12 protein-coding genes are annotated in these 23,387 nt (G+C 45.5%); 10 read left to right on the top strand and 2 right to left on the bottom strand.

Going from position 1 to position 23,387, the window contains the following annotated elements; translation table 11 throughout:
- Nucleotides 1-200 precede the first annotated feature (200 nt).
- The 9 genes from ampD to HGO26_RS13650 all read left to right on the top strand — a co-directional run bounded on the left by ampD (nucleotide 201) and on the right by HGO26_RS13650 (nucleotide 18,479).
- Nucleotides 201-749 (top strand): 1,6-anhydro-N-acetylmuramyl-L-alanine amidase AmpD, encoded by a 549-nt coding sequence (gene ampD, locus HGO26_RS13690; protein ID WP_168825823.1) that lies wholly within the window; start codon nucleotides 201-203, stop codon nucleotides 747-749.
- 96 nt (nucleotides 750-845) lie between these two features.
- The gene (gene ampE, locus HGO26_RS13685) at nucleotides 846-1,697 is read left to right on the top strand and encodes a beta-lactamase regulator AmpE (protein ID WP_168825821.1); all 852 of its coding nucleotides are present in this window, start codon (nucleotides 846-848) and stop codon (nucleotides 1,695-1,697) included.
- Nucleotides 1,698-2,021: 324 nt separating this feature from the next.
- Entirely contained in the window at nucleotides 2,022-2,774 is a 753-nt protein-coding gene (gene pdhR, locus HGO26_RS13680) for a pyruvate dehydrogenase complex transcriptional repressor PdhR (protein WP_105250401.1), read from the top strand.
- Between the two features lie 81 nt (nucleotides 2,775-2,855).
- The gene (aceE, locus tag HGO26_RS13675) at nucleotides 2,856-5,522 is read left to right on the top strand and encodes a pyruvate dehydrogenase (acetyl-transferring), homodimeric type (protein ID WP_105250400.1); all 2,667 of its coding nucleotides are present in this window, start codon (nucleotides 2,856-2,858) and stop codon (nucleotides 5,520-5,522) included.
- 12 nt (nucleotides 5,523-5,534) lie between these two features.
- Nucleotides 5,535-7,523 (top strand): dihydrolipoyllysine-residue acetyltransferase, encoded by a 1,989-nt coding sequence (aceF, locus tag HGO26_RS13670; RefSeq protein ID WP_168825819.1) that lies wholly within the window; start codon nucleotides 5,535-5,537, stop codon nucleotides 7,521-7,523.
- Between the two features lie 147 nt (nucleotides 7,524-7,670).
- Nucleotides 7,671-9,098, top strand: coding sequence for a dihydrolipoyl dehydrogenase (gene lpdA, locus HGO26_RS13665; RefSeq protein ID WP_105250398.1), 1,428 nt, complete (start codon nucleotides 7,671-7,673; stop codon nucleotides 9,096-9,098).
- A gap of 139 nt (nucleotides 9,099-9,237) precedes the next feature.
- Nucleotides 9,238-13,710, top strand: a complete 4,473-nt coding sequence (locus HGO26_RS13660; protein WP_168825817.1) for an EAL domain-containing protein — start codon at nucleotides 9,238-9,240, stop codon at nucleotides 13,708-13,710.
- 281 nt (nucleotides 13,711-13,991) lie between these two features.
- On the top strand, nucleotides 13,992-16,208 hold the full coding sequence (locus tag HGO26_RS13655) for a patatin-like phospholipase family protein (protein ID WP_168825815.1): 2,217 nt from the start codon (nucleotides 13,992-13,994) through the stop codon (nucleotides 16,206-16,208).
- A gap of 228 nt (nucleotides 16,209-16,436) precedes the next feature.
- Nucleotides 16,437-18,479 carry a M13 family metallopeptidase gene (locus HGO26_RS13650; protein ID WP_168825813.1) on the top strand — a complete coding sequence of 681 codons (2,043 nt, stop codon included), beginning with the start codon at nucleotides 16,437-16,439 and terminating at the stop codon, nucleotides 18,477-18,479.
- Between the two features lie 79 nt (nucleotides 18,480-18,558).
- Here the strand turns inward: HGO26_RS13650 and HGO26_RS13645 are convergent, their stop codons facing one another.
- Together HGO26_RS13645 and hxpB are read right to left on the bottom strand one after the other, a co-directional pair.
- Entirely contained in the window at nucleotides 18,559-18,900 is a 342-nt protein-coding gene (locus HGO26_RS13645) for a DUF2845 domain-containing protein (protein WP_131523423.1), read from the bottom strand.
- 95 nt (nucleotides 18,901-18,995) lie between these two features.
- Complete coding sequence (gene hxpB, locus HGO26_RS13640; RefSeq protein WP_168825811.1) at nucleotides 18,996-19,655, bottom strand: hexitol phosphatase HxpB; 660 nt, start codon at nucleotides 19,653-19,655, stop codon at nucleotides 18,996-18,998.
- A 434-nt stretch (nucleotides 19,656-20,089) separates the two neighbouring features.
- On the opposite strand from hxpB, the gene acnB reads away from it, so the two are divergent.
- On the top strand, nucleotides 20,090-22,687 hold the full coding sequence (acnB, locus tag HGO26_RS13635) for a bifunctional aconitate hydratase 2/2-methylisocitrate dehydratase (protein ID WP_168825809.1): 2,598 nt from the start codon (nucleotides 20,090-20,092) through the stop codon (nucleotides 22,685-22,687).
- Nucleotides 22,688-23,387 lie beyond the last annotated feature (700 nt).

Here is a 23,387-nt window from a genome sequence, read left to right as displayed (position 1 = left end):
AGGTCTCACGAAACAGGTTGGAAGATTGAGCAAAAGGAGTAAGCTGCAGCCTTATTTAAATTGAGAGTGGATGGTTTGCTCCATGATCTCAATGTTAAAAGATAGCTCAGTCAGTAAGTTCCGTGCGCAGGGTTTCTTCTTTGCTTGGAGGAATACTGTTAGAGTAAGGCGGTATATGTGGCATAGAGGATAAGCTCATAATGCGGTTTGATTCGGGTTGGTGTGATAGTGCGAGGCGTTGTGAGTCGCCACATTTTAATCAACGTCCCTTGAATGAAGTGAGTTTGTTAGTGATCCACAATATTAGTCTGCCCGCAGGCTGCTTTGGATTACCTTACATTGATCAATTATTTCAAGGGTGTTTAGATACTAATGTCGATTCCAGCTTTGCACCGTTGCAGGGCTTGCAAGTGTCGGCGCACTTTTTGATCCGCCGCCATGGCGAGCGTGTCCAATATGTAAGCTGTAATGACAGGGCTTGGCATGCTGGGGTGTCTCGTTATGGCGAGAGAGATAATTGTAATGATTTTTCCATTGGTATTGAACTGGAAGGCACAGATACTGAGCCTTACACTCCTGAGCAATATCAGTCACTTATCGAGTTAACACAAGCCCTACTGGTAGAATATCCATTGCTGAGTATTGAACGGATTGTGGGTCATTGTGATATTGCGCCAATGCGGAAAACGGACCCCGGGCAAAGTTTTGATTGGGAAGGATATTTAGGCAAGTTAAAGGAATATACTTAGGCGTTGCGCTCTTAGTTAATCACTTAACTTTTTGGATTTTAGACGTATTCCATATAAACCTAGACTATTTATGGACAAATTATAGAGGTACAGCCCATGGCATTATTTTCACTCTTGGTCGCCATTTTAGTGGAGCGACTTAAATTTCTTCCTTCATCATGGCAATTTGATCGTTTACTGCAATCCTATCAGACAACATTTTTTGGTGATAAAGCATCACTGACAAGCGTGATGATGGCGTTGGCGTTAGTGCTACCAGCCTTGTTGGTATATGTTTTATCTTGGTTAGTGGCGGGAATGTTTTGGGGCTTATTAAGTTTAGCCCTATGGATTGTTGTGGCAGTGGTTTGTTTTAACCATCAGAAGCAGCGTGATATTTTCAAAAAATATATGCAAGCGGCTTGTCGCTCAGACGTCCAAGCTTGTTACCATTATGCCGCCGAACTCGATTGTAGCGAATGTTTGGATGCTGTATCCGAGAAAGACCTTGGTGCCAAAGTGGGTCAAAGTGTTGCTTGGATTAACTATCGTTATTATGGTGCCGTGGCGCTGTTTTTCATTTTTTTAGGTCCAGTCGGTGCGGTACTGTATTGCACGGTACGTTTTTATGCCGAAGAGAATGCCCGTAAATCCCTAGAGCTACCTTTAGTCAATGAAGTGATTAGGCTACTGGATTGGTTACCGAGCCGAATTTTCGCCTTTGGTTATGCCTTAAGTGGTCAATTTAGTGAAGGTTTAGCGGCGTGGCGCCGTAATGGGTTGACCTTAAATGTGAGCGCTCGCACTGTGGTGGCTGAAACAGCATTAGCGGCACAACCTTTACCTGAGGTCGCAAGTGCACCTATATGTGTACAATCAACCTTAGCATTATTAGTGCTCAGTAAACGTAACTTTACACTTATTGTTGCAATACTTTCATTACTGACCATTTTTGGATTGGTGAGTTAAAAGAAGGATGCTTTGCAGCGAGAATCGAGAACGCTTCGCTGCTGCGGTGTCGCTGTGCTCCTTCTAGTCTAGAATCTAGAATCTAGATCCTAGAATCTATCCGCTGCGCTTTTGGCTGCGCCTAGTGGGGCGCAGTCCGTGCTTTTGTCAAATGGTCTGACCCCATAAACATTTTTTTCCGCTATGCTCTCTCTTCGTGGGTGCTTTTGATCGAGATCGCTTTTAAGGAGTGATCTTCAATCTGGACATCAAAACGCTGATTTGATAAAGTGCGCTCACTCAAAAAAATTGGTAAGACCAATTTACAACGGAGCTGAGCGCCTGATGGCCTATAGTAAAATTAATCAGCCAAAAATTTCTGACGTGATCATGGCGCAATTAGAGCAAATGATCTTAGAGGGTAGTTTACAGCCTGGTCAGAAGTTACCGCCTGAACGCGAACTGGCGATCCAGTTTGAAGTGTCTCGACCTTCTTTGCGTGAAGCTATTCAAAAGCTTGAGGCAAAAGGACTGTTAATGCGCCGCCAAGGCGGTGGTACTTATGTCAAAGAACAACTCTGGCAGACCCTTGCCGATCCTATTGTTGAACTGATGAATTCAGATCCAGAGAGTCAGTACGACTTACTGGAGTTCCGCCATGCCACCGAAGGCATGATGGCCTATTTTGCGGCCCTGCGTGGTACCGACGCCGATATGCAAAATATCAAGCGTATGATCCTCGAGGTGGAAGCCGCCACCGATATCGAACAAAAAGCTGCTGCGATTGTGCGTTTTTATCGTGCTGTGGCGGAAGCGTCACATAACGTGGCTATGTTACACCTCGTTCTTAGTTTAACCCCTGTGCTGCATCAAAATGTGGCGCAAAACCTGGAGCTTTTAAGCCGCCGCGAAGAAGCTTCTACTATGGCTAACGATCACAGACGGGCCTTGCTCGCTGCCATCGTTCGTCGTGATCCCGACGCCGCCAGAGAAGCCTCGAATGAACACTTAAGTTACATCGAAGAGGTGATGTTATCTGTGCGGGAAGAAGATAGCCGGTTGCAGCGAAGCTTGCGCCGTTTAAAGAGTGGCGCTTAAGTTCTGTGATTTAGCTGCCTGCTAAATCGGAATATGCCGCAAACACCATTCATTATCATGTATATAGAGAAGGACAGTGTCATGTCTGAAGATATGCTACAAGACGTAGATCCGTTAGAGACTCAGGAATGGGTTGATGCCCTGCAAGCCGTGTTGGAACAGGAAGGCCCAGAGCGCGCGCATTTTTTATTAGAAAAGCTGATCGATAAAGCGCGTCGTAATGGCACTCACTTGCCTTATAACGCCACAACGGCTTACCTGAACACTATCCCTGCGGGTCAAGAGCCGCACATGCCTGGCAACCAAGAGATGGAACGTCGCATTCGCGCCATCATCCGTTGGAACGCTTTAGCTATGGTGCTTCGTGGTTCTAAGAAAGATTTAGAATTAGGCGGCCATATTTCAAGCTTCGCCTCAAGCGCGACTATTTATGACGTATGTTTTAATCACTTCTTCCGCGCACCTAATGAAAAAGACGGTGGCGATTTAGTGTATTTCCAAGGTCATATTGCCCCTGGTATTTATGCGCGTTCATTCTTAGAAGGTCGTTTAAGCGAAGACCAACTGGCTAACTTCCGTCAAGAAGTTGATGGCAAGGGTCTGTCTTCATACCCACATCCAAAACTGATGCCGGATTACTGGCAATTCCCAACAGTTTCTATGGGCTTAGGTCCTATCCAAGCGATTTATCAGGCGCGTTTCCTGAAATATCTGACTGACCGTGGTCTGAAAGATTGTTCAGCACAAACTGTTTACTGTTTCTTAGGTGACGGTGAGTGTGATGAGCCAGAAGCCTTAGGTGCGATTGGTTTAGCGGCCCGTGAAGAATTAGATAACTTAGTCTTCATCGTTAACTGTAACTTACAGCGTCTTGATGGCCCTGTACGTGGTAACGGTAAGATCATCCAAGAACTTGAAGGCGAATTCCGCGGCGCAGGCTGGGAAGTGGTCAAAGTGATTTGGGGTCGTTACTGGGATCCATTATTGGCCCGTGACACTAGCGGTAAGTTACTGCAGTTAATGGAAGAAACCGTTGACGGTGAATACCAAAACTGTAAAGCCAAAGGTGGCGCTTATACTCGCGAACACTTCTTTGGTAAGTATCCTGAAACGGCCGAAATGGTTGCTAACATGTCAGATGATGACATTTGGCGCTTAAACCGTGGCGGTCATGATCCTGTGAAAGTGTACGCTGCCTTAGATCACGCACAAAAAACCAAAGGTCGCCCAACGGTGATTTTAGCCAAGACTGTAAAAGGTTACGGTTTAGGTGATGCGGGTGAAGGTAAAAACATCGCTCACAACGTGAAGAAAATGGGTATCGAGTCTATCCGTTACTTCCGCGATCGTTTCAATATTCCGATCCCAGATGACCAGTTAGAAGATCTGCCTTTCTATCACCCAGGTCCAGATTCTGAAGAAGTGAAGTACATGATGAGCCGTCGTGAAGCGCTGCATGGTAGCGTGCCACAACGTCGTCAAAAGTTCACTGAAGAGATGGAAGTGCCGTCACTGAAGATTTTCGATTCGATTTTACAGGGCTCTAACGGCCGTGAAATTTCATCGACTATGGCATTCGTTCGTGTTCTGACAGCTCTGCTGAAAGACAAGAAAATTGGCAAAAATATTGTGCCAATTATTCCTGACGAAGCTCGTACTTTCGGTATGGAAGGTTTGTTCCGTCAAGTGGGTATTTATGCTCACGAAGGCCAAAAATATATTCCGCAGGATTCTGACCAAGTTGCTTACTACCGTGAAGATAAAACCGGCCAAGTATTGCAAGAAGGGATTAACGAACTCGGCGCTATGTCTTCATGGGTATCAGCAGCGACGAGCTACTCAGTCAACGATACACCTATGATCCCGTTCTACATCTACTACTCAATGTTCGGTTTCCAACGTATTGGCGACATGGCTTGGGCTGCGGGTGATATGCGTGCTCGTGGTTTCTTAGTCGGTGGCACTTCAGGTCGTACAACGCTTAACGGCGAAGGTTTACAGCATCAAGACGGTCACAGCCACGTATTGGCGAACACTATCCCTAACTGTATTACTTACGATCCAACCTACGGCTACGAAATCGCCGTTGTGGTACAAGATGGTATCCGTCGTATGTACGGCGAAAATCAAGAAGATATCTTCTATTACTTGACCACAATGAACGAAAACTATGAGCAACCAGCCATGCCAGAAGGTGCGGAAGTTGGCATAGTGAAAGGTATCTACAAGTTAGAAACGGTTGCGGGTTCAGGTAAAGGCAAAGTTCAGTTAATGAGCTGTGGCACTATCCTTGAACAAACTCGTAAAGCGGCGCAAGCACTGGCGAAAGACTTTGGTATTACTGCCGACGTATTCAGTGTGACCAGCTTTAACGAATTGACTCGTGATGGTCAAGCCGCTGAGCGTTGGAACATGCTGCACCCAACCGAAACGCCAAAACAAGCCTATATCAGCCAAGTGATTTCAAGTGATGCACCTGCAATCGTCGCGACTGACTATATGAAGATTTACGGCGAACAGTTACGTGCTTATATTCCTACCGATTACAAAGTGTTAGGTACTGACGGTTTCGGTCGTTCAGACAGCCGCGAGAATCTGCGTCACCACTTCGAAGTGGACGCTAAGTTCATCGTTATTGCGGCACTGAAATCACTGGTTGATCGCAAAGAGCTGCCTGTCGATGTGTTAGCAAAAGCCATTAAAGAATATGGTATCGACGCTGACAAGATCAATCCACAGTACGCGTAAGAGGCAATGAAAATGGCTGAATTAAAAGAAGTTTTTGTTCCTGATATAGGCGGCGATGAAGTGCAAGTGATCGAAATTTGTGTGGCTGTGGGTGATACCTTAGCTGCAGAAGAATCGATTCTTACCGTCGAAAGCGACAAGGCGACTATGGATATTCCAGCGCCTTTCGCCGGTGTTTTAGCCGAATTGAAAGTGGCTGTGGGCGATAAAGTATCTGAAGGTACTTTGATTGCTATGATGCAAGCGGCGGCAGCAGCCGCTCCGGCTCCAGTTGCAGCACCCGCTCAGGCGGCACCAGCATCTGCACCAGTTCAAGCGGCTCCTGCCCCTGTGGCTGCTCCTGCGACGGGCGCAACCAAAGTGGTTGAAGTGACAGTACCAGATATCGGTGGCGACACTGATGTATCGGTTATCGAAGTCCTGGTTGCTGTCGGTGACAAGATTGAAGTTGATAGCGGTTTAATTACCCTAGAAACAGACAAAGCGACGATGGACGTGCCATCACCTTTCGCGGGTGTGGTTAAAGACGTTAAAGTTGCGGTTGGCGATAAAGTGTCGCAAGGCTCTTTAGTCATCATGCTTGAAGTGGGCGGCGCTGCACCTGCAGCCGCGCCAACTGTTGCTGCCCAAGCGGCTCCTGCCACTACGGTAGCGCCAGTGGCCGCAGCACCTGCTGCACCAGCGGCAAGTGTGGTTGCGGTAAAAGAAATTCAAGTGCCGGATATTGGCGATGCCAGCAATGTCGATGTGATCGAAGTGCTCGTGTCTGTCGGTGATGAAATCACTGCCGACCAAGGTTTGATTACGCTTGAAACTGACAAAGCCACCATGGAAGTGCCTGCGCCATTCGCCGGTAAACTGCTGTCTTTGACTGTTAAAGTGGGTGACAAGGTTTCTCAAGGTAGCGTCATTGCGACGATTGAGACGACTTCTGTTGCAACAGCAAGTGCTCCAGCACCTGCTGCACAAGCGGCGGCTCCTGCTCCAGTGAGCGCGGCGCCCGTTGCTGCACCTGCAAGCCGTCCACCAGTACCCCATCACCCAAGCGCAGGTACACCTGTGTCTACCGGTGCGGTACATGCGTCTCCTGCAGTACGCCGTTTAGCCCGTGAGTTTGGTGTCGACTTGACCCAAGTGACAGGTTCTGGCCGTAAAGGTCGCATCATGAAAGAAGACGTTCAGGCGTATGTGAAATACGAACTGTCGCGTCCTAAAGCGACTGCGGCAACTTCTGTTGGTTCAGGTAACGGCGGTGGTCTGCAAGTGATTGCAGCTCCTAAAGTTGATTTCAGTAAGTTTGGTGAAGTGGAAGAGATTCCATTAAGCCGTATCCAGAAGATTTCTGGTCCTAACTTACACCGTAACTGGGTGACTATCCCTCACGTGACTCAGTTCGATGAAGCTGATATCACTGAAATGGAAGAGTTCCGCAAGCAGCAAAACGATGTAGCGGCGAAGAAAAAAGCCGATTACAAGATCACGCCTTTAGTGTTTATGCTGAAAGCTGTGGCTAAAACGTTGCAACAGTTCCCTGTGTTCAACTCGAGCTTAAGCTCTGATGGCGAATCACTGATCCAGAAGAAGTATTTCCACATCGGTGTGGCGGTTGATACGCCAAACGGTTTGGTTGTGCCTGTCGTGCGTGACGTGGATAAGAAAGGCATTATCGAGTTATCTCGTGAACTGGCTGATATCTCTATCCGTGCCCGTGATGGCAAGCTGAAATCTGCTGATATGCAAGGTAGCTGTTTCACCATTTCAAGTTTAGGTGGTATTGGCGGTACGGCGTTTACGCCTATCGTGAACTACCCAGACGTGGCGATTTTAGGTGTGTCTAAATCTGAAATTAAGCCTAAGTGGAATGGTAAAGAGTTCGAGCCTAAATTGATGTTGCCGCTGTCACTGTCATACGATCACCGCGTGATCGATGGTGCCATGGCTGCACGTTTTAGTGTGACGCTGTCAGGAATTCTGTCCGATATTCGTACTTTGGTTCTGTAAGCATAAAAGGCTGCTCATCTTGAGCAGCCTTTTGTTTATTGTGATCAGTATCAAACACAGGTTAAAATGCGCCCACCTTACGCGCTGGCGCATTTTCGGTTGGCAGGATAGCTCCTCCAACGGATTGAATGAGAATTAGAGGAAAACATGAGTAACGAAATCAAAACTCAGGTAGTGGTATTAGGTGCAGGTCCTGCAGGTTATTCTGCGGCTTTCCGTGCTGCTGACTTAGGTCTGGAAACCATCATAGTTGAACGTTTTAGCACTTTAGGTGGCGTGTGTCTTAACGTGGGTTGTATCCCATCTAAAGCCTTACTGCACGTTGCTAAAGTTATCGAAGAAGCCAAAGCGGTTGCCGCTCACGGTGTGGTCTTCGGCGAGCCAACTATCGATTTAGATAAGTTACGTGGCTTTAAAGAAAAAGTCATTGGCCAATTAACTGGCGGCTTGGGCGGCATGTCCAAAATGCGTAAAGTTAACGTGGTTAACGGTTTTGGTAAATTCACTGGCCCTAACACGCTAGAAGTGACTGCTGAAGATGGCACTGTGACTAAAGTGACTTTCGAGCAAGCGATCATTGCTGCGGGTTCTCGTCCAATCAAACTGCCATTTATTCCGCATGAAGATCCACGTATTTGGGATTCGACTGACGCATTAGAACTGAAAGAAGTTCCAGGCAAGTTGTTAGTGATGGGCGGCGGTATTATCGGTCTAGAAATGGGTACTGTGTACGCTTCTTTAGGCAGCCAAATCGACGTGGTTGAGATGTTCGACCAAGTGATCCCTGCGGCTGATAAAGATGTGGTTCGCGTATTTACTAAGCAAATCAAGAAGAAATTCAACCTGATCCTTGAAACTAAAGTCACAGCGGTCGAAGCCCGTGAAGACGGTATCTATGTTTCTATGGAAGGTAAGAGCGCGCCAACTGAAGCCGTTCGTTACGATGCCGTATTAGTGGCTATTGGCCGTGCACCTAATGGCAAGTCGTTAGATGCTGAAAAAGCAGGTGTTAACGTTGATGAGCGTGGCTTTATCAAGGTTGATAAGCAACTACGTACTAACGTACCGCACATCTATGCAATTGGTGACATCGTTGGTCAACCTATGTTGGCTCACAAAGGCGTGCACGAAGGCCATGTAGCGGCTGAAGTTATCGCTGGCATGAAGCACTATTTCGATCCAAAAGTCATCCCATCTATTGCTTACACTGACCCTGAAGTCGCTTGGGTTGGTCTGACTGAGAAAGAAGCGAAAGAGCAAGGTATTGCTTACGAAACCGCAACTTTCCCATGGGCTGCAAGTGGTCGTGCGATTGCGTCAGATTGTTCTGAAGGTATGACTAAGCTGATTTTCGACAAAGACACTCACCGCGTGATCGGTGGTGCTATTGTGGGTGTTAACGGCGGCGAGCTGTTAGGCGAAATCGGTCTAGCGATTGAAATGGGTTGTGATGCTGAAGATTTAGCATTAACCATTCACGCTCATCCAACACTGCACGAATCAGTAGGCTTAGCGGCTGAAATGTACGAAGGTTCTATTACTGATTTGCCAAACCCAAAGGCAAAGAAAAAGTAATTTAGCTGTCGATTAAAAAAGCGCTCATTTGAGCGCTTTTTTATTGCCTGTATTTTTTTGTAACTTTTATGTAAACAAGCGGATGAATTGAAGGGATTGAGCTGCTACAGTACAGTTATGGTATGCGGTAAGTTGTCACATGCAAACAAAAATAATTAGAACAATTCTGACATGTTTCATCCTTTCACTGATTAGCGTCCATTCGGCTTGGGCGGGCGGCTTTGTGCAGCGTGTTTTTACCGATAGAGACGGTTTAGCTGTCACCAGCATCCGAGGTTTAGCCTTAGATGACTATGGTTTTGTATGGGCAGCGACTGAGCAGGGCTTGTATCGAGTCAGTAATTCTAAGGTGCGGCGCATTGATAAAATTGGCACGGAATCACGGCTTGCGGATGACTTTTTAACGACAGTGGTAAACATCGACCGAGACAAGTTATTGGTCAGCACCAATGCCGCGATTTACCTTTACGATATAGTACAAAATCAATTTACCGCGTTTGGTTCTCCCTATCTATTCCCGCAGTTTCCAGGTGGTGCGCTGATATCGGCAGCCCGCAAGAATAGCAAAACATGGCGATTATTAATTGATAATGGTCAGATCTATGAGTTTTCCCCTTCAAAGTCTGAACTTCGCCTTATCACTCAATTAGCTGTTAATCGCGACCTTCCTTGGCGCAAGTTATTACTTATGCCCAATGGACACATGTTGGTTGCGGGGCAGTTGCAACTAGAGCTCCTCGATAACAAGGGCGAACGGCTGTTCCAATACCCTTGGACCGAATCTATGGGCAGCATTCTCGATATGTTGGAGGATACTCAACATAGGATCTGGATTGCGACAGGGCGTGGCGTTTATCAATTAGATCAAATCGCTCATCAAATTACACCTGTGCCGGAATTACCCGATTGGAGCACAGCGATCATTGAAGATGCTAAAGGGTATTTGTGGTTTGCCAGTCGTATTGGCTTGTTAAAATGGTCGCCTGAGACGCGGTTGATTGAGAATTATCAGCAAGAGTTGAAGGCTGAGGCTAACATGGAAACGCTGAAAGCCATGTTGTTTGATGATGCAGGTTTGATGTGGGTTGGAGGCTCTGGTGATGGATTGGCATTGTTAGCGTCACCGCCTGATTTCATTCTTGATACTTATGCGGCAGATGAACCCTATCAGCTGAGCGATGCTATGACTTGGTCTGTACATGCCAGTGATGAAGGGGTTTGGCTCGGTTCTTCTAGTTTAGATTTTGTTGCTAAGGGCAGTAAAAAAGCGGTTAACATTCCGATTGAGGGGTTTAATCCCCACGAAAGTATTTATGATATTAGTGAGTTTGAGGACCATTATTTACTGATCTCAACAACCAGTGGTCTTTTTGTTATTGATAAAGAGACCTTGCAAGGAAGCAGTTTTTCTAAATGGACTCACGGTCAGGATGACTTTAAAAATAAGCTCATATATAAAACTTATCGGGATCCCAAACTGAAAGGACGCGTCTGGATTGCGACTACCACGGGACTCTATTTTTGGGAAATGGGACTCTATGAGCCCCAGCCATTTGATATTGATAAGTCATCTAACGAATTTGATGGCCCCAAGCGGCCAGTGATCCGCACAATTTATCGTACCTCTGACGGTCGTCTTTGGGTTGGCGGTAAAAAAGTCTTTGGTTACATAGACAGTCAAAACGAGTTTCATGATCAACGGCACTTATTTAATGCTTTTGCGGCGCAACCAACGATTAGCCATATTGAAGAAATGTCCCCGGGAATTATCTGGTTTGGTTCCTATGAAAAAGGTTTGTTTGAATATCATCAGCAGGCGGAATCGTTAGTTTCACTGACTTCCGAATGGCAATTAAATTGTAGTTCAGTGTTTTTTATTCAAAAGACCCCTAAGTCAAATCTTGTGGGTTGTGCTGATTCTTTGATTCGTCAGGATATTCAAACGGGCAATATCGCCATGTTTAATCAACTCGATGGTTTGATTTCCGATGAAATGAACGAGGGCGCTTATTTTTATTCGCCAAAAACAGGCTTTTACTTAGGAACACCTGAAGGTGTGATGCGACTCGATGTCAATAGGCTGGTCAATCGTATAACCGATGACCATGTGATGCTTGAATCTGTCTCTGTGTACTATAACAACACGACAGAAGTATCCTTGTTGCCGCGTAACCTGATGACCATCAAACCCGATGCGAATATGGTGAGTTTTCAAATCACTAACTTAGATTATCTCGATGATTCGCCAATTCAATTTAAATACCGATTACGTTATCAGGATGAAGATAGCCATTACGTCTTGTTGCAGGGGGAATCTCAGATCAACCTCGCAGGATTAGCTGCGGGTGGCTATGTGTTAGATATTTTGAGTCAAGTTAATGGGATATGGTCAGATAAGCCGTTCTCTTATCCTTTTTATGTTGAGCAGCATTGGTGGTTATCCCAAGGTTTTAAAGGTATTTTGCTGCTGTTATTTTCTATTATTGCTTTAAGTCTTGCTTGGTATCGACAACGACAGATCAATACATTTAAGCAGATGAATCTGGCATTAACGGAGAGTGAGGACAGGTTAAGGCAGTCTTTGCGCGGCAGTGACTCAGATCTCTGGGAGTGGCATAAAAATACTCAGGCATTTCACCTTGATAATCGCGGTTCGGTGCTTGGTACGCATGCCAATGAGATTGTGGTGAGCTTAGAGGATTTGCCTGTGCATCCGCAGGATAGGGAGAAAGCTCTCACTCAGTGGGATAACATGATGGCGGGTGAGATTGACCGATTCGAGGCCGAATATCGCTATCAGCGTAAGGACGGTAATTGGGGATGGCTGAGGGTTAGAGGGCGGCCAGTTGCTCGCAATAAGCACTCAAATGAAATTGAACGGGTCGCGGGTATTTATAGCGATATTACTGTGCAACGCCAGCTAGAAGATGAAATTAATTTATTGGCGAAAGCGTTTGGCAATACCTCTGAAGGTGTGTTGATTTTAGATGTCGAAGGCGGTATTCGCGTTGCGAATTACGCTGCGCAACAAATTATTGGTATAGATTCTGACGACTTAGTTGGGCAACCATTTGCACAATTCGTACAGATGAATGACGGATTAGCATCGGAGATTAAGCAACTTCTCCGTGATAGTCAGTCTTGGACCGGAGAGCGGGAGTTAATCCGTGCCAATCAGCAACTCTGTCCTGTGTGGCTAAACGTGTCGGTGATGCAAAGCATTAACGGGAAAGTAACCCACTATGTGGTGGTATTCTCGGATATCACTGAGCGTAAACGTACTGAAGCCGATTTACGCCGTTTGGCTAATTACGATGTGCTTACTGGGTTGCCAAATCGCTCCTTATTTTCTAGCCGTCTATTACAGTCGATTCAAGCTGCGCAACAAACAGGTGAGAAACTGGCGCTACTGTTTTTAGATCTCGATAGATTTAAGCATGTTAATGATTCCTATGGTCATAGCATGGGCGATGCTCTGTTGGTCGAAGCATCAAGCCGACTGCAATCTTGTATTTCCAGCGAGCATTTACTCTGTCGATTTGGTGGCGATGAATTTGTGATTTTACTCCGCAATGCAAACAGCATTGACGATATTAACCATGTCGCCGAGCGCCTGTTGGAGCAAATTGTCGCGCCTTTTAAGTTATATGGTCGGGAATTTTATATTTCGACCAGCATAGGCATCAGTATTTGGCCCGACGATGCGGTGCAGCCAGAGGCTTTTATCAAGAATGCCGATCTTGCTATGTACCATGCCAAAGAAGAAGGGCGAGGGAATTTCCAATATTATTCCTCGGAGCGTAATGCTCAAGCCCTCTATCATTTACGGCTTGAAGCCGATTTACGCAAAGCTATAGAGCGGCAAGAGTTCGAGCTTTATTACCAGCCGCAAATTGATATTTTACGTAACGATAAGCTCATAGGCATGGAGGCATTAATTCGCTGGAAACATCCGCAAGACGGATTTATTCGCCCCGATATTTTCATTAAAGTTGCTGAGGCTTGCGGTTTAATTGTTGATATTGACCGTTGGGTATTAAGACAAGCCTGTGTGCAGGGGGCCAATTGGACTAAGCGCTATGGCTCGGGCTTTAAGTTGTCGGTTAATATTTCGGCGGTGCATTTTAGGCAGCCAGATTTTATTGAAGATATCCAAAGAATTTTACAAGAAACCCAAATGCCAACAGCATCTTTAGGATTAGAAATCACCGAAGGCGTATTGATGAAGGAGTTGCATGTCGCTAAAGACCATCTGACTCGATTGAAATCTTTGGGGATCGAGGTTGCCATCGATGACTTTGGTACTGGGTATTCTTCACTGGCTTATTTGCGTAATTTTGAGGTCAATACTCTAAAAATTGATCGCTCCTTTTTGATTGATATCGCCACTAATACCGCAGATCAGGCGATTGTGAGCAGTATTATTGAATTAGCCCGTAACCTTAAATTAAATGTGGTTGCTGAAGGGATTGAGACGGTTGAGCAGTTAGAGCAAGTATTTAGCCGTGGCTGTTATATTATTCAAGGGTATTATTTTGCTAAACCTATGTGCGTTGATGATTTTGAGCGCTATTTAGAGACAGATAACAAAATCGTCTCTATTGATCATTAAGCTAGAAACATAGTCTATTATTGGCTCGCGAATACTTAATATTTGTACCGCTGATGGGCAATCGTCTGCACGATATAAGCCAGTGAGCTTGAGATGTAAACGTTATCGTCTTCAGTGATGATGGATATTTTGTTTAGCGGTTTATTCAATTAAACTTCATCTGTTTGTATAAAGAGTACACAAACTTATCACTAGTCGGTCCAGATAAAATATGACTGACGGTTAAATCGATAAGTTTGTTAATATAACTCGGATTTTTATCCCATAAAAAGTAGCCTCACATGATGCGTCAACTACTCGCTTCTATTATTTTGTGTTTGTGTGTTACCCCGTCTTTGGCTGCAGAGCGCCTTAAAATTGGTGTCGTACTCAGTGGTGGTGGTGCTAAAGGCGCCGCTCATGTGGGCGTGCTCAAAATATTAGAAGAACATAACATCCCCGTTGATTACATCGCGGGCACCAGCATAGGTGCCTATGTCGCTGGCATGTATTCACTGGGTTACAGTGCGAGTGAAGTGGAAGCTATCATGATGGGGGTCAACTGGGACAGTGGCTACTCGGACACCATACCGCGCAATATTTTGAGCTACAGGGATAAACAGTTACGCGACCGTTACAATATTCCGTTAAACATTGGCTATAACGAAGGCCAAGTGAGGGCGCCAAGTGGTCTGCTACGTGGACAGACTATGTCACAACTTTTACGTCAGTCGACAGATCTGGTACAGCAATTTGGTCATTTTGATGATTTAGCCATTCCCTACCGAGCGGTTGCAACCGACTTAGAAACTAGCTTACCTGTGGTGATTAGTCATGGCAGTATGGTTAAAGCTATGCAAGCGTCTGCAACTGTACCTGGTGCACTTCAGCCCGCACAAATTGAAGGCAAGTTATTGGTCGATGGTGGTATTGCCAATAACATGCCCGTCGATGTGGTTAAGGCCATGGGAGCTGATATTATTATCGCCGTCGATATTGGCTCGCCTCTGGTCAAAAAAGATAAATTAGACAGTACCATTGCGGTACTGGATCAACTGTCTAATTTCCTGACCAATGCCAGCACCGCCAAGCAAAAGGAGCTGCTGACAGATAAAGATGTATTGATTCGACCCGCGATTGACGCCCTCAGCACCACTGATTTCACTATTATGCCGCTGGCATTAACCCTTGGAAAAGAAGCCGCTAATGGTCAGCTTTATAAGTTGAGCAGTATGAGCGTGAGCCCTGAGGAATATGCCGCCTACGTCGAGGCTAAAAAAGCCAAAGGTAAATTATTAATGGCGGATGTACGTCATCCCATTAATGAAATCGTATTTGAAAACCAATCTAAGGTGAGTTTGAATCTCTTGACGGAAACCTTGGATATTAAACCTGGGCAAGCTGTATCTAAAGACGAGCTTAATGAGGCGTTAAAGCGTATTTACTCCCTCAATAAATTTGAACGTGTCGATGCTGAATTTGTAGAAGGTGAGGATGGCCGCATACTCACTGTCACTACTAAGGCTAAGTCTTGGGGGCCGAATTATTTCCAACTGGGCTTTAATTGGGAGGATGACTTTAATTCAGAATCTGCCATCAGTTTTGATATGGCTTATACCATGACCGATTTGACCTTTAATGGTGGCGAGTGGCGCAATGAGGTCAAACTCGGCATTGAAAAGTTGTTTGCAACTGAGTTTTATCAGCCTTTAGACAGGGACCAACAGTTCTTTAGCCGTGCCCGCTATCAATACGATACCCGTGATTGGGACTTATACGATAATAACAGTCGTATCTTAACCTTCGACAAGAAAACCCATACGATTGAATTAGGCATAGGTTATAACTACACCTTACAAGGGATGATTGAGTTAGGCTTAGTCGCAGAGAAGGGGTCGATAGTCAATGATGTTTGGTTAACGCAGGACTTAGATTTTAGTTCCTATGGTGCTTACTTTAGGTTCGGTTACGATAGCTTAGATAGCATTAGCTTTCCAACATCAGGTAATCGCGTAACCTTGAACGTCTACGTGCGTAATGAAGATTTCAATGACAGTATCGACGATAATCAAAACCAATTTAGCGTGCAAATAGAGGCCGACTGGAAAGGTGCCTTGAGTGTCGGTAACCACGCTTTTGTTGGTAAGGCATCGATTGCTACTAACAATAATGATGGTGTCAATACGCTGCATTTATCTGAGCTGGGAGGATTCTTAAACCTATCTGGTTACCATAAAGACTCAATTATGGGCGCACATAAAGTGTTTGGCGCCTTTATTTATCAATATGATCTCGGGCGTGATGCCCTAGGTATGACAGATTATCCTCTATACCTAGGTTGGAGCTTAGAGGCGGGAAATGTCTGGGACGAGCGTACTGACGTCACCCTGACCGATCTGATTTATGCATCGAGTCTTTATATCGGTACAGATACTTCCATGGGACCCGCGGCACTTGGTTTTGGGATCACAGATCTTGGCGATAAGTCTTTCTATTTATTTGTGGGTAAAAACTTCTAGTTTGAGATTTGTGTAAAGAACTTAAGGGCATGACTGAGGTTGTGCCCTTACTTTTTGGTCGATGGAAAAACTATAAGCGTCATCCCTATGGAAGTTACCTTGCCGAAATAGCTAAGAGTGTCGCTAAAGTGTCATATCCTTTTACAAAATCTTACTACTGTGAGGCGTGCCAAGATGCTAAGGTTTTGCAGGAAAAATAATAACTCTCAACGGAAGCTGGGGAAAACAATGAAGAAGATAAGCACACTGGCACTGGGTATCGCCTTGAGTTTAGGTTTAGCGGCTTGTAGTACTGAGCCTAAAACTGAAGCCGTCGCGGTGTCTGGCATTGAATTGCAAAACTTTGATGCCTCAGTTCGCCATCAAGATGATTTCTATTACAGCGTTAACGGAAAATGGTTGGCAAATACGCCTATTCCTGCTGACAAATCTAACTATGGCGCGTTTTCTGTGTTGTACGACCAAAGCCAAGATGCATTGAAGAAAATTATCGACGAAGCGGCCGCTAAAAAGAATCCTGCCGCAGGCTCGAATGAGCAGAAAATCGGTGATTTCAATGCCAGTTTCATGAATACCGATTTACTTGAAACCTTAGGTGTTACACCACTAAACCCTTTGCTGGCTGATATCGCAGCCGCAAAAACGCACGCTGACTTACCCGCTGTTATGGGCAAATTACTGACGACGGGTTCTGGTATTCCTTTTGGTTTTTACGTCAATAATGACGCTAAAAACTCAACTCAGTATGCGGTGTATTTAAGCCAGTCGGGCCTTACGTTGCCTGACCGCGATTATTACCTAAAAGATGATCCTAAGTTTGCCGCTAATCGCCAAGCCATGGCCAAGTATGTGACAGAAATACTGACCGAAGCGGGTTACAAGGACGCTAAACGCGCGGCTAAAAACGTCGCCGACATCGAAATGATGATCGCCAAAAGTCAGTGGAGCCGAGTCGAATCCCGTGATGCCAACAAGGCATACAACAAGTTAGATCGTGCTGAACTGCAAAAGTTAACCGGTCAATTCGATTTTAATGCCTTTGCTGCGAGTGCTGGCTTAGGCGATAAAGTGACTGAAGTGATCGTGCGTCAGCCCTCTTATTTTGAAAAACTCGGCGCCAGTTTCGAGACATTCCCAGTATCGGCTTGGCAGGATTATCTGGCGTTCCACTTAGTGGATAGCTACGCCGAGTTACTGAGTAAAAACTTTGTTGATTTGAACTTCGCCTTTAAGAGCAAAACCTTAATGGGTATCGAAGAGCAGCAGCCACGCTGGAAAAAAGCGGTTGATGGCGCCGACCAAGTGATTGGTGAGTTAGTGGGTGAAGAGTACGTTAAGCAATACTTCAAGCCAGAAGCTAAAGCGCGCATGGAAACCATGATCAAAAACTTGATCAAAGGTTTTGAAGTCAGCATTAATGAACTTGAGTGGATGACGCCAGAAACCAAAGTCGCCGCCCAAGAAAAACTGGCTAAATTTACCTACAAAATTGGCTATCCAGATAAATGGAAAGATTACTCAGGTTTAGATATCAAGGCTGACGAGTTAGTGGGTAACTACATGCGTTACGCTCAGTTTGAATATCAAGACATGATCAACAAGCTAGGCAAGCCAATTGATCGTACCGAATGGGGCATGACACCACAAACGGTGAATGCTTACTACAGCCCAGTGAAAAACGAAATTGTGTTCCCTGCTGCGATTCTGCAACCGCCATTCTTTAATATGGATGCCGATGATGCCGTTAACTACGGTGGTATAGGTGCTGTGATCGGCCATGAAATTAGCCATGGTTTTGATGACCAAGGCGCTAAATACGATGGTGATGGCAACCTACGTGATTGGTGGTCAGATAAAGACAGAGAAGAGTTCCAAAAGCGCGGTAAGCAGTTGTCTGCCCAATACTCAGGTTATGAGGCAATGCCCGGCAAGTTTGTTAATGGTGATTTGACCTTAGGGGAAAACATCGGCGACTTAGGTGGTTTAACCGTAGCGGCACGTTCGTATTTGATGAGCCTTAACGGCAAACCAGCGCCAGTGCTCGATGGTTTAACGGGCGAGCAACGCTTCTTTGTGGGTTGGTCGCAAGTATGGCGCCGTAATTACCGTGATGAAGAGCTGAGCCGTCGTTTGCTGACAGATCCGCATTCACCAAGCCATTATCGTGCCATGGGTACGCCACGTAACGTGGAAGCCTTCTATAAGGCCTTCGATATGAAAGAAGGCGATAAAATGTATTTAACACCAGATGAACGTGTGAAAATTTGGTAATAAATTCAGCAGATTGAAATAAAAAAGCCAGACAATGTCTGGCTTTTTTATTGATGACAATAATCAATGATGCTGCCGATTAATGTCCATAACCTAAGGATTCAATTTTTGTGACTTTATTATCAGTGGCATACAGGCGACGCATTAAGCGTGTTGGTCCAAAGTCATAGGTCCATTCTTGATACTCAGTTGGCAACTTGCTGGGATCGATCACCCTGTCTCCGTTAGCGTTGAGATAAGTCGCGGGCAGACTGTATTCTCGAATATCACTGGGCGAGCCGCATTTATCCTGCACAGTCGTTAAAGTATCGCCCGTATTGATCACTTGTTGTTTACAGTGCATGGTTTCACCTGCGCTAGCGGGTAAACAGGTGGACATGAGCATTAAGGCCATGGGCAGTATTAAGGACTGGTACTTCACATTGAATTCCTTCTGGTGCATACACCATTCTGTCATTTATCCGTAGGGCAAAGACTAAGCTTATCCGCCCTGCAGAAACTCGGTGTGTTGTGACGTTATTTTGCCAAAATTGTTGTTAATGCCAACAAACTCTCGGCCTGATGATGGGCGATAATCCACTTAGCATCGCCTCTTTGTTCTGGCGCAGGGATCGCGACCGTTTGCATGTTGGCTGCTCTTGCGGCAATTAAGCCGTTAAAGGAATCTTCGATGGCAAGACAACAACGGGGATCAACATCTAACGCCTTAGCGCAATTCAAATAAACTTCTGGGTGGGGTTTGCCATAGGCGAGTCCCTCGGCCGATTGTACTGCCATAAATTTATCACTGAGTCCTAGCTTAGAAAGAACTGCCTCAATAATAGTGTAGAACGACGAGGTCGCTAAGCCGATTTTAAGGCCAAGCGCTTGGCAGTGATCAATCGCTTCGTGGACGCCCAGCATAGCTTCGCCGCTAACCAGAATTTCATTTGCAACTTTATCAACAATCGTTTGGCTGACCTTGGCATTATCATAGTGTGGCCAAGGTGCCTTGTGGTACCAATAATCGACGCATTGATCGATGCGTAAGCCCGTGGTTTGTTGAATCGTTTCTATCGTCACTGGCACGCCGAGTGCGGATAACACTTCATACTCGACTCGCTGCCATAGGGGTTCTGAATCGATTAAAACGCCATCCATATCAAAAATAACGGCTTGAATGCTAAGGGATGTCATTGGTACTCCGGTGGACTAAGGAAATAACTGAGATATGCAGTAAATTAAGCCTGAGTGTAAGTTCTCGCACTGCATCTTAAAAGCCAAAATGCCGCAAGATGAGAAAAATTTATACCTATTTGCTCTCTGACGCGGAAAATTGCTTGTTCGATTTAAAATTAATGAAACATTGTTAACTATTTGTAGTGTATGGTTTTTTGTCTGTTTTCAAACTATTGTCTAATTTCACTTGTTTTAATCTTCCCGTAAGTTGGCATTCGCCGCCGGATTTAGTCCTTATTTCGCTTTTTGCCGAGTGTGACCTGATTCATACTTTTGCAAAGCTGTAGTATACTGCAGGCCGGAAATACGGGTCGATCATGTCGGACTGTCAGCTTCAATTAAGAAGACGTGCAGTTTCGTTGTTAGAGCGCCAAACAAAGAGGAATGTTGCCGTGCTAGAAGCATATCGTAAACACGTCGCAGAACGTGCTGCAGAGGGCGTAGTCCCTAAGCCATTAGATGCACATCAAGTGGCTGAACTGGTTAAGTTAATTCAAAACCCACCCGCAGGTGAAGAGGCTTTCGTTCTCGACCTGCTTGAAAATCGAATTCCCCCAGGTGTTGATGAAGCCGCTTATGTTAAGGCTGCTTTTTTAGATGCGGTTGCCAAAGGCACTGAAAAATCACCGATTCTGTCTGCTGAGCGTGCTACTGAGTTATTAGGCACAATGCAAGGCGGCTACAACATCGAACCTCTGATCGCGCAGCTGGATAATCCAGCGTTAGCACCTTTAGCCGTTAAAGCGTTATCTCACACTCTGCTGATGTTTGATTCTTTCCACGATGTGGTTGAGAAGATGGAAGCGGGCAATGAGTTTGCTAAGCAAGTGGTTGAAGCGTGGGCGAATGCAGATTGGTATTTAAGCCGTCCAAAACTGGCCGACAAAGTCACTCTGACAGTATTTAAAGTTTCTGGTGAAACCAATACCGATGACTTGTCACCTGCACCAGATGCATGGTCACGTCCTGATATCCCATTGCACGCGTTAGCTATGCTGAAAAACGCCCGTGATGGTATCGAGCCTGATGTTGCTGGCGCCGTTGGCCCAGTGAAAAAAATTGAAGCATTAAAAGCACAAGGTCATCCATTAGTATATGTGGGTGACGTTGTGGGTACGGGTTCATCACGTAAATCTGCGACTAACTCAGTACTGTGGTTTATGGGCGATGATATTCCATTCGTACCTAACAAGCGCGCTGGCGGTTTCTGCCTTGGCGGTAAAATTGCACCGATTTTCTTCAACACTATGGAAGATGCGGGCGCACTGCCAATCGAGCTTGACGTAAACAAGATGGAAATGGGCGATGTGATTGACATCTACCCATACGCCGGTGTGGTTAAGCGTCACGATAGCGACGAAGTGATTTCAGAATTCAGCTTAAAAACTGAAGTCTTGTTAGACGAAGTTCGTGCTGGTGGTCGTATTCCATTGATCATCGGTCGTGGTTTAACTGACAAAGCCCGTGACGTATTAGGCTTAGGGTTATCTGACGTCTTTGTACGTTCTCAAGATGTCGCTGATACCGGTAAAGGTTATACGCTTGCGCAGAAGATGGTCGGTAAAGCTTGTGGCGTAGCGGGTGTGCGTCCTGGTCAATACTGCGAACCTAAGATGACGTCTGTCGGTTCACAAGATACCACTGGTCCTATGACCCGTGATGAGCTGAAAGATTTAGCTTGTTTAGGTTTCAGTGCTGATTTGACTATGCAGTCATTTTGTCACACTGCGGCTTATCCAAAGCCAGTTGATGTGAACACACATCATACTCTGCCAGATTTCATCATGAATCGCGGCGGTGTATCACTGCGTCCAGGTGACGGTGTTATCCACTCGTGGTTAAACCGTATGCTGCTACCAGATACAGTTGGTACGGGTGGTGACTCACATACGCGTTTCCCAATTGGTATTTCATTCCCAGCGGGTTCTGGCTTAGTAGCGTTTGCTGCTGCGACTGGCGTTATGCCACTCGACATGCCTGAATCCGTATTAGTGCGCTTCAAGGGCAAAATGCAACCGGGTATCACACTGCGTGATCTGGTTCATGCTATCCCATTAAAAGCCATTGAACTGGGCATGCTGACCGTTGAGAAGAAAGGTAAAGTAAACATCTTCTCTGGTCGCGTACTGGAAATCGAAGGTCTTGAAACCTTGAAAGTTGAACAAGCTTTCGAATTGTCTGATGCTTCAGCTGAGCGCTCTGCTGCCGGTTGTACCATCAAGTTAGACAAAGAACCTATCATTGAATACCTGAACTCAAACATCATCATGCTCAAGTGGATGATCGCTGAAGGTTATGGCGATCGTCGTACGATTGAACGTCGCATCAAAGGCATGCAAGAGTGGTTAGCCAATCCTGAGCTGATGAGTGCTGATAAAGATGCTGAGTACGCTGCAGTAATCGAAATCGACTTAAATGACATCAAAGAGCCAATCCTGTGTGCGCCAAACGATCCTGATGATGCCGTTTTACTGTCATCTGTTGCGCAAACTAAGATTGATGAAGTGTTCGTAGGTTCTTGTATGACCAACATCGGTCACTTCCGCGCAACCGGTAAGATGCTAGACAAGTTTGCTAAAACCCTGCCAACACGTCTGTGGATTGCACCACCGACTAAGATGGATAGAGATCAGCTGACTGAAGAAGGCTACTACGCGATTTTTGGTCGTGTAGGCGCGCGCATCGAGATCCCAGGTTGTTCACTGTGTATGGGTAACCAAGCACGTGTAGCTGAAGGTTCAACTGTGGTATCGACTTCTACCCGTAACTTCCCTAACCGTTTAGGTACAGGTGCTAACGTTTACTTAGCCTCTGCTGAGCTGGCTGCGGTTGCTGCACTGTTAGGTCGTCTGCCGTCACCTGAAGAATATCAAGAATACGCTAAAGAGTTAGACGCAACTGCAGCTGACACATACCGTTACTTGAACTTTGATCAAATCGAGTCTTACACAAAAAAAGCATCGGAAGTGATCTTCCAGACAGCTGTGTAATCGATTGCCGTTAAGGTAACTTGATGTAAAAAGCCAGCGTAAGCTGGCTTTTTTGTGGGTTTGTTTTATTTCTACATCTATATGCACCAATGAACCCTATCATAGTCATGCTTTAGTTCTTACATCACAAACTCGCTACTTACTAATGGTCACGCGTTGTCGCCATTAAAACAAATCCATTTAAGCCGATCCGTAGGTCAATCTCACGCTTAGCCTCGTTTAATCTTCATTTTAAAAGACGAAAGTCTTCTATTTTTATAACTACTAACAAATCATCTGATGGCTTTTGGCTATACATAATGCGAAACAAAGGCGTAGTCTTGACTGGATTGTGGATAACTTTGGGGGTAAGTGGTGGGTATGGTGTGGCTAGATTAGATAATTAGAATTAACTGCAAATTTCCTGAAAATAGGGGTTGCACAAAATCTCCTGCTGCCTATAATGCGCATCCACTGACACGGCTGACAGCGTTAAGCAGCCTGATGTGACGGTTCATCGATGAGTTTACTGATTGATGAGTGTTGAGAAAGTTTGCAAAAACTCCTTGACGCGAAACGGGAAATGCGTAGAATACGCAGCCCTAACCAACTGGAAGCGTTCGGCGCTCAGTGTGGTACTCACCTTCTCTTACGAGGTTGAGTTGCTCTTTAACAAGATAAAACAAGAAATCTGTGTGGACACTCACAGGTGTTGAGTTAA

The organism is Shewanella oncorhynchi (genome assembly GCF_012584455.1).
Classification (GTDB): Bacteria; Pseudomonadota; Gammaproteobacteria; order Enterobacterales; family Shewanellaceae; genus Shewanella; species Shewanella oncorhynchi.
This window is presented reverse-complemented; position numbering and strand designations above follow the sequence as displayed.

Excerpts from the sequence above, each read along its gene's own strand:
- aceF (WP_168825819.1), top strand. The coding sequence starts at position 5,535 with ATGGCTGAATTAAAAGAAGTTTTTGTTCCTGATATAGGCGGCGATGAA.
- pdhR (WP_105250401.1), top strand. The coding sequence starts at position 2,022 with ATGGCCTATAGTAAAATTAATCAGCCAAAAATTTCTGACGTGATCATG.
- HGO26_RS13650 (WP_168825813.1), top strand. The coding sequence starts at position 16,437 with ATGAAGAAGATAAGCACACTGGCACTGGGTATCGCCTTGAGTTTAGGT.
- hxpB (WP_168825811.1), bottom strand. The coding sequence starts at position 19,655 with ATGACATCCCTTAGCATTCAAGCCGTTATTTTTGATATGGATGGCGTT.
- ampD (WP_168825823.1), top strand. The coding sequence starts at position 201 with ATGCGGTTTGATTCGGGTTGGTGTGATAGTGCGAGGCGTTGTGAGTCG.
- lpdA (WP_105250398.1), top strand. The coding sequence starts at position 7,671 with ATGAGTAACGAAATCAAAACTCAGGTAGTGGTATTAGGTGCAGGTCCT.
- aceE (WP_105250400.1), top strand. The coding sequence starts at position 2,856 with ATGTCTGAAGATATGCTACAAGACGTAGATCCGTTAGAGACTCAGGAA.
- HGO26_RS13660 (WP_168825817.1), top strand. The coding sequence starts at position 9,238 with ATGCAAACAAAAATAATTAGAACAATTCTGACATGTTTCATCCTTTCA.
- HGO26_RS13655 (WP_168825815.1), top strand. The coding sequence starts at position 13,992 with ATGATGCGTCAACTACTCGCTTCTATTATTTTGTGTTTGTGTGTTACC.
- ampE (WP_168825821.1), top strand. The coding sequence starts at position 846 with ATGGCATTATTTTCACTCTTGGTCGCCATTTTAGTGGAGCGACTTAAA.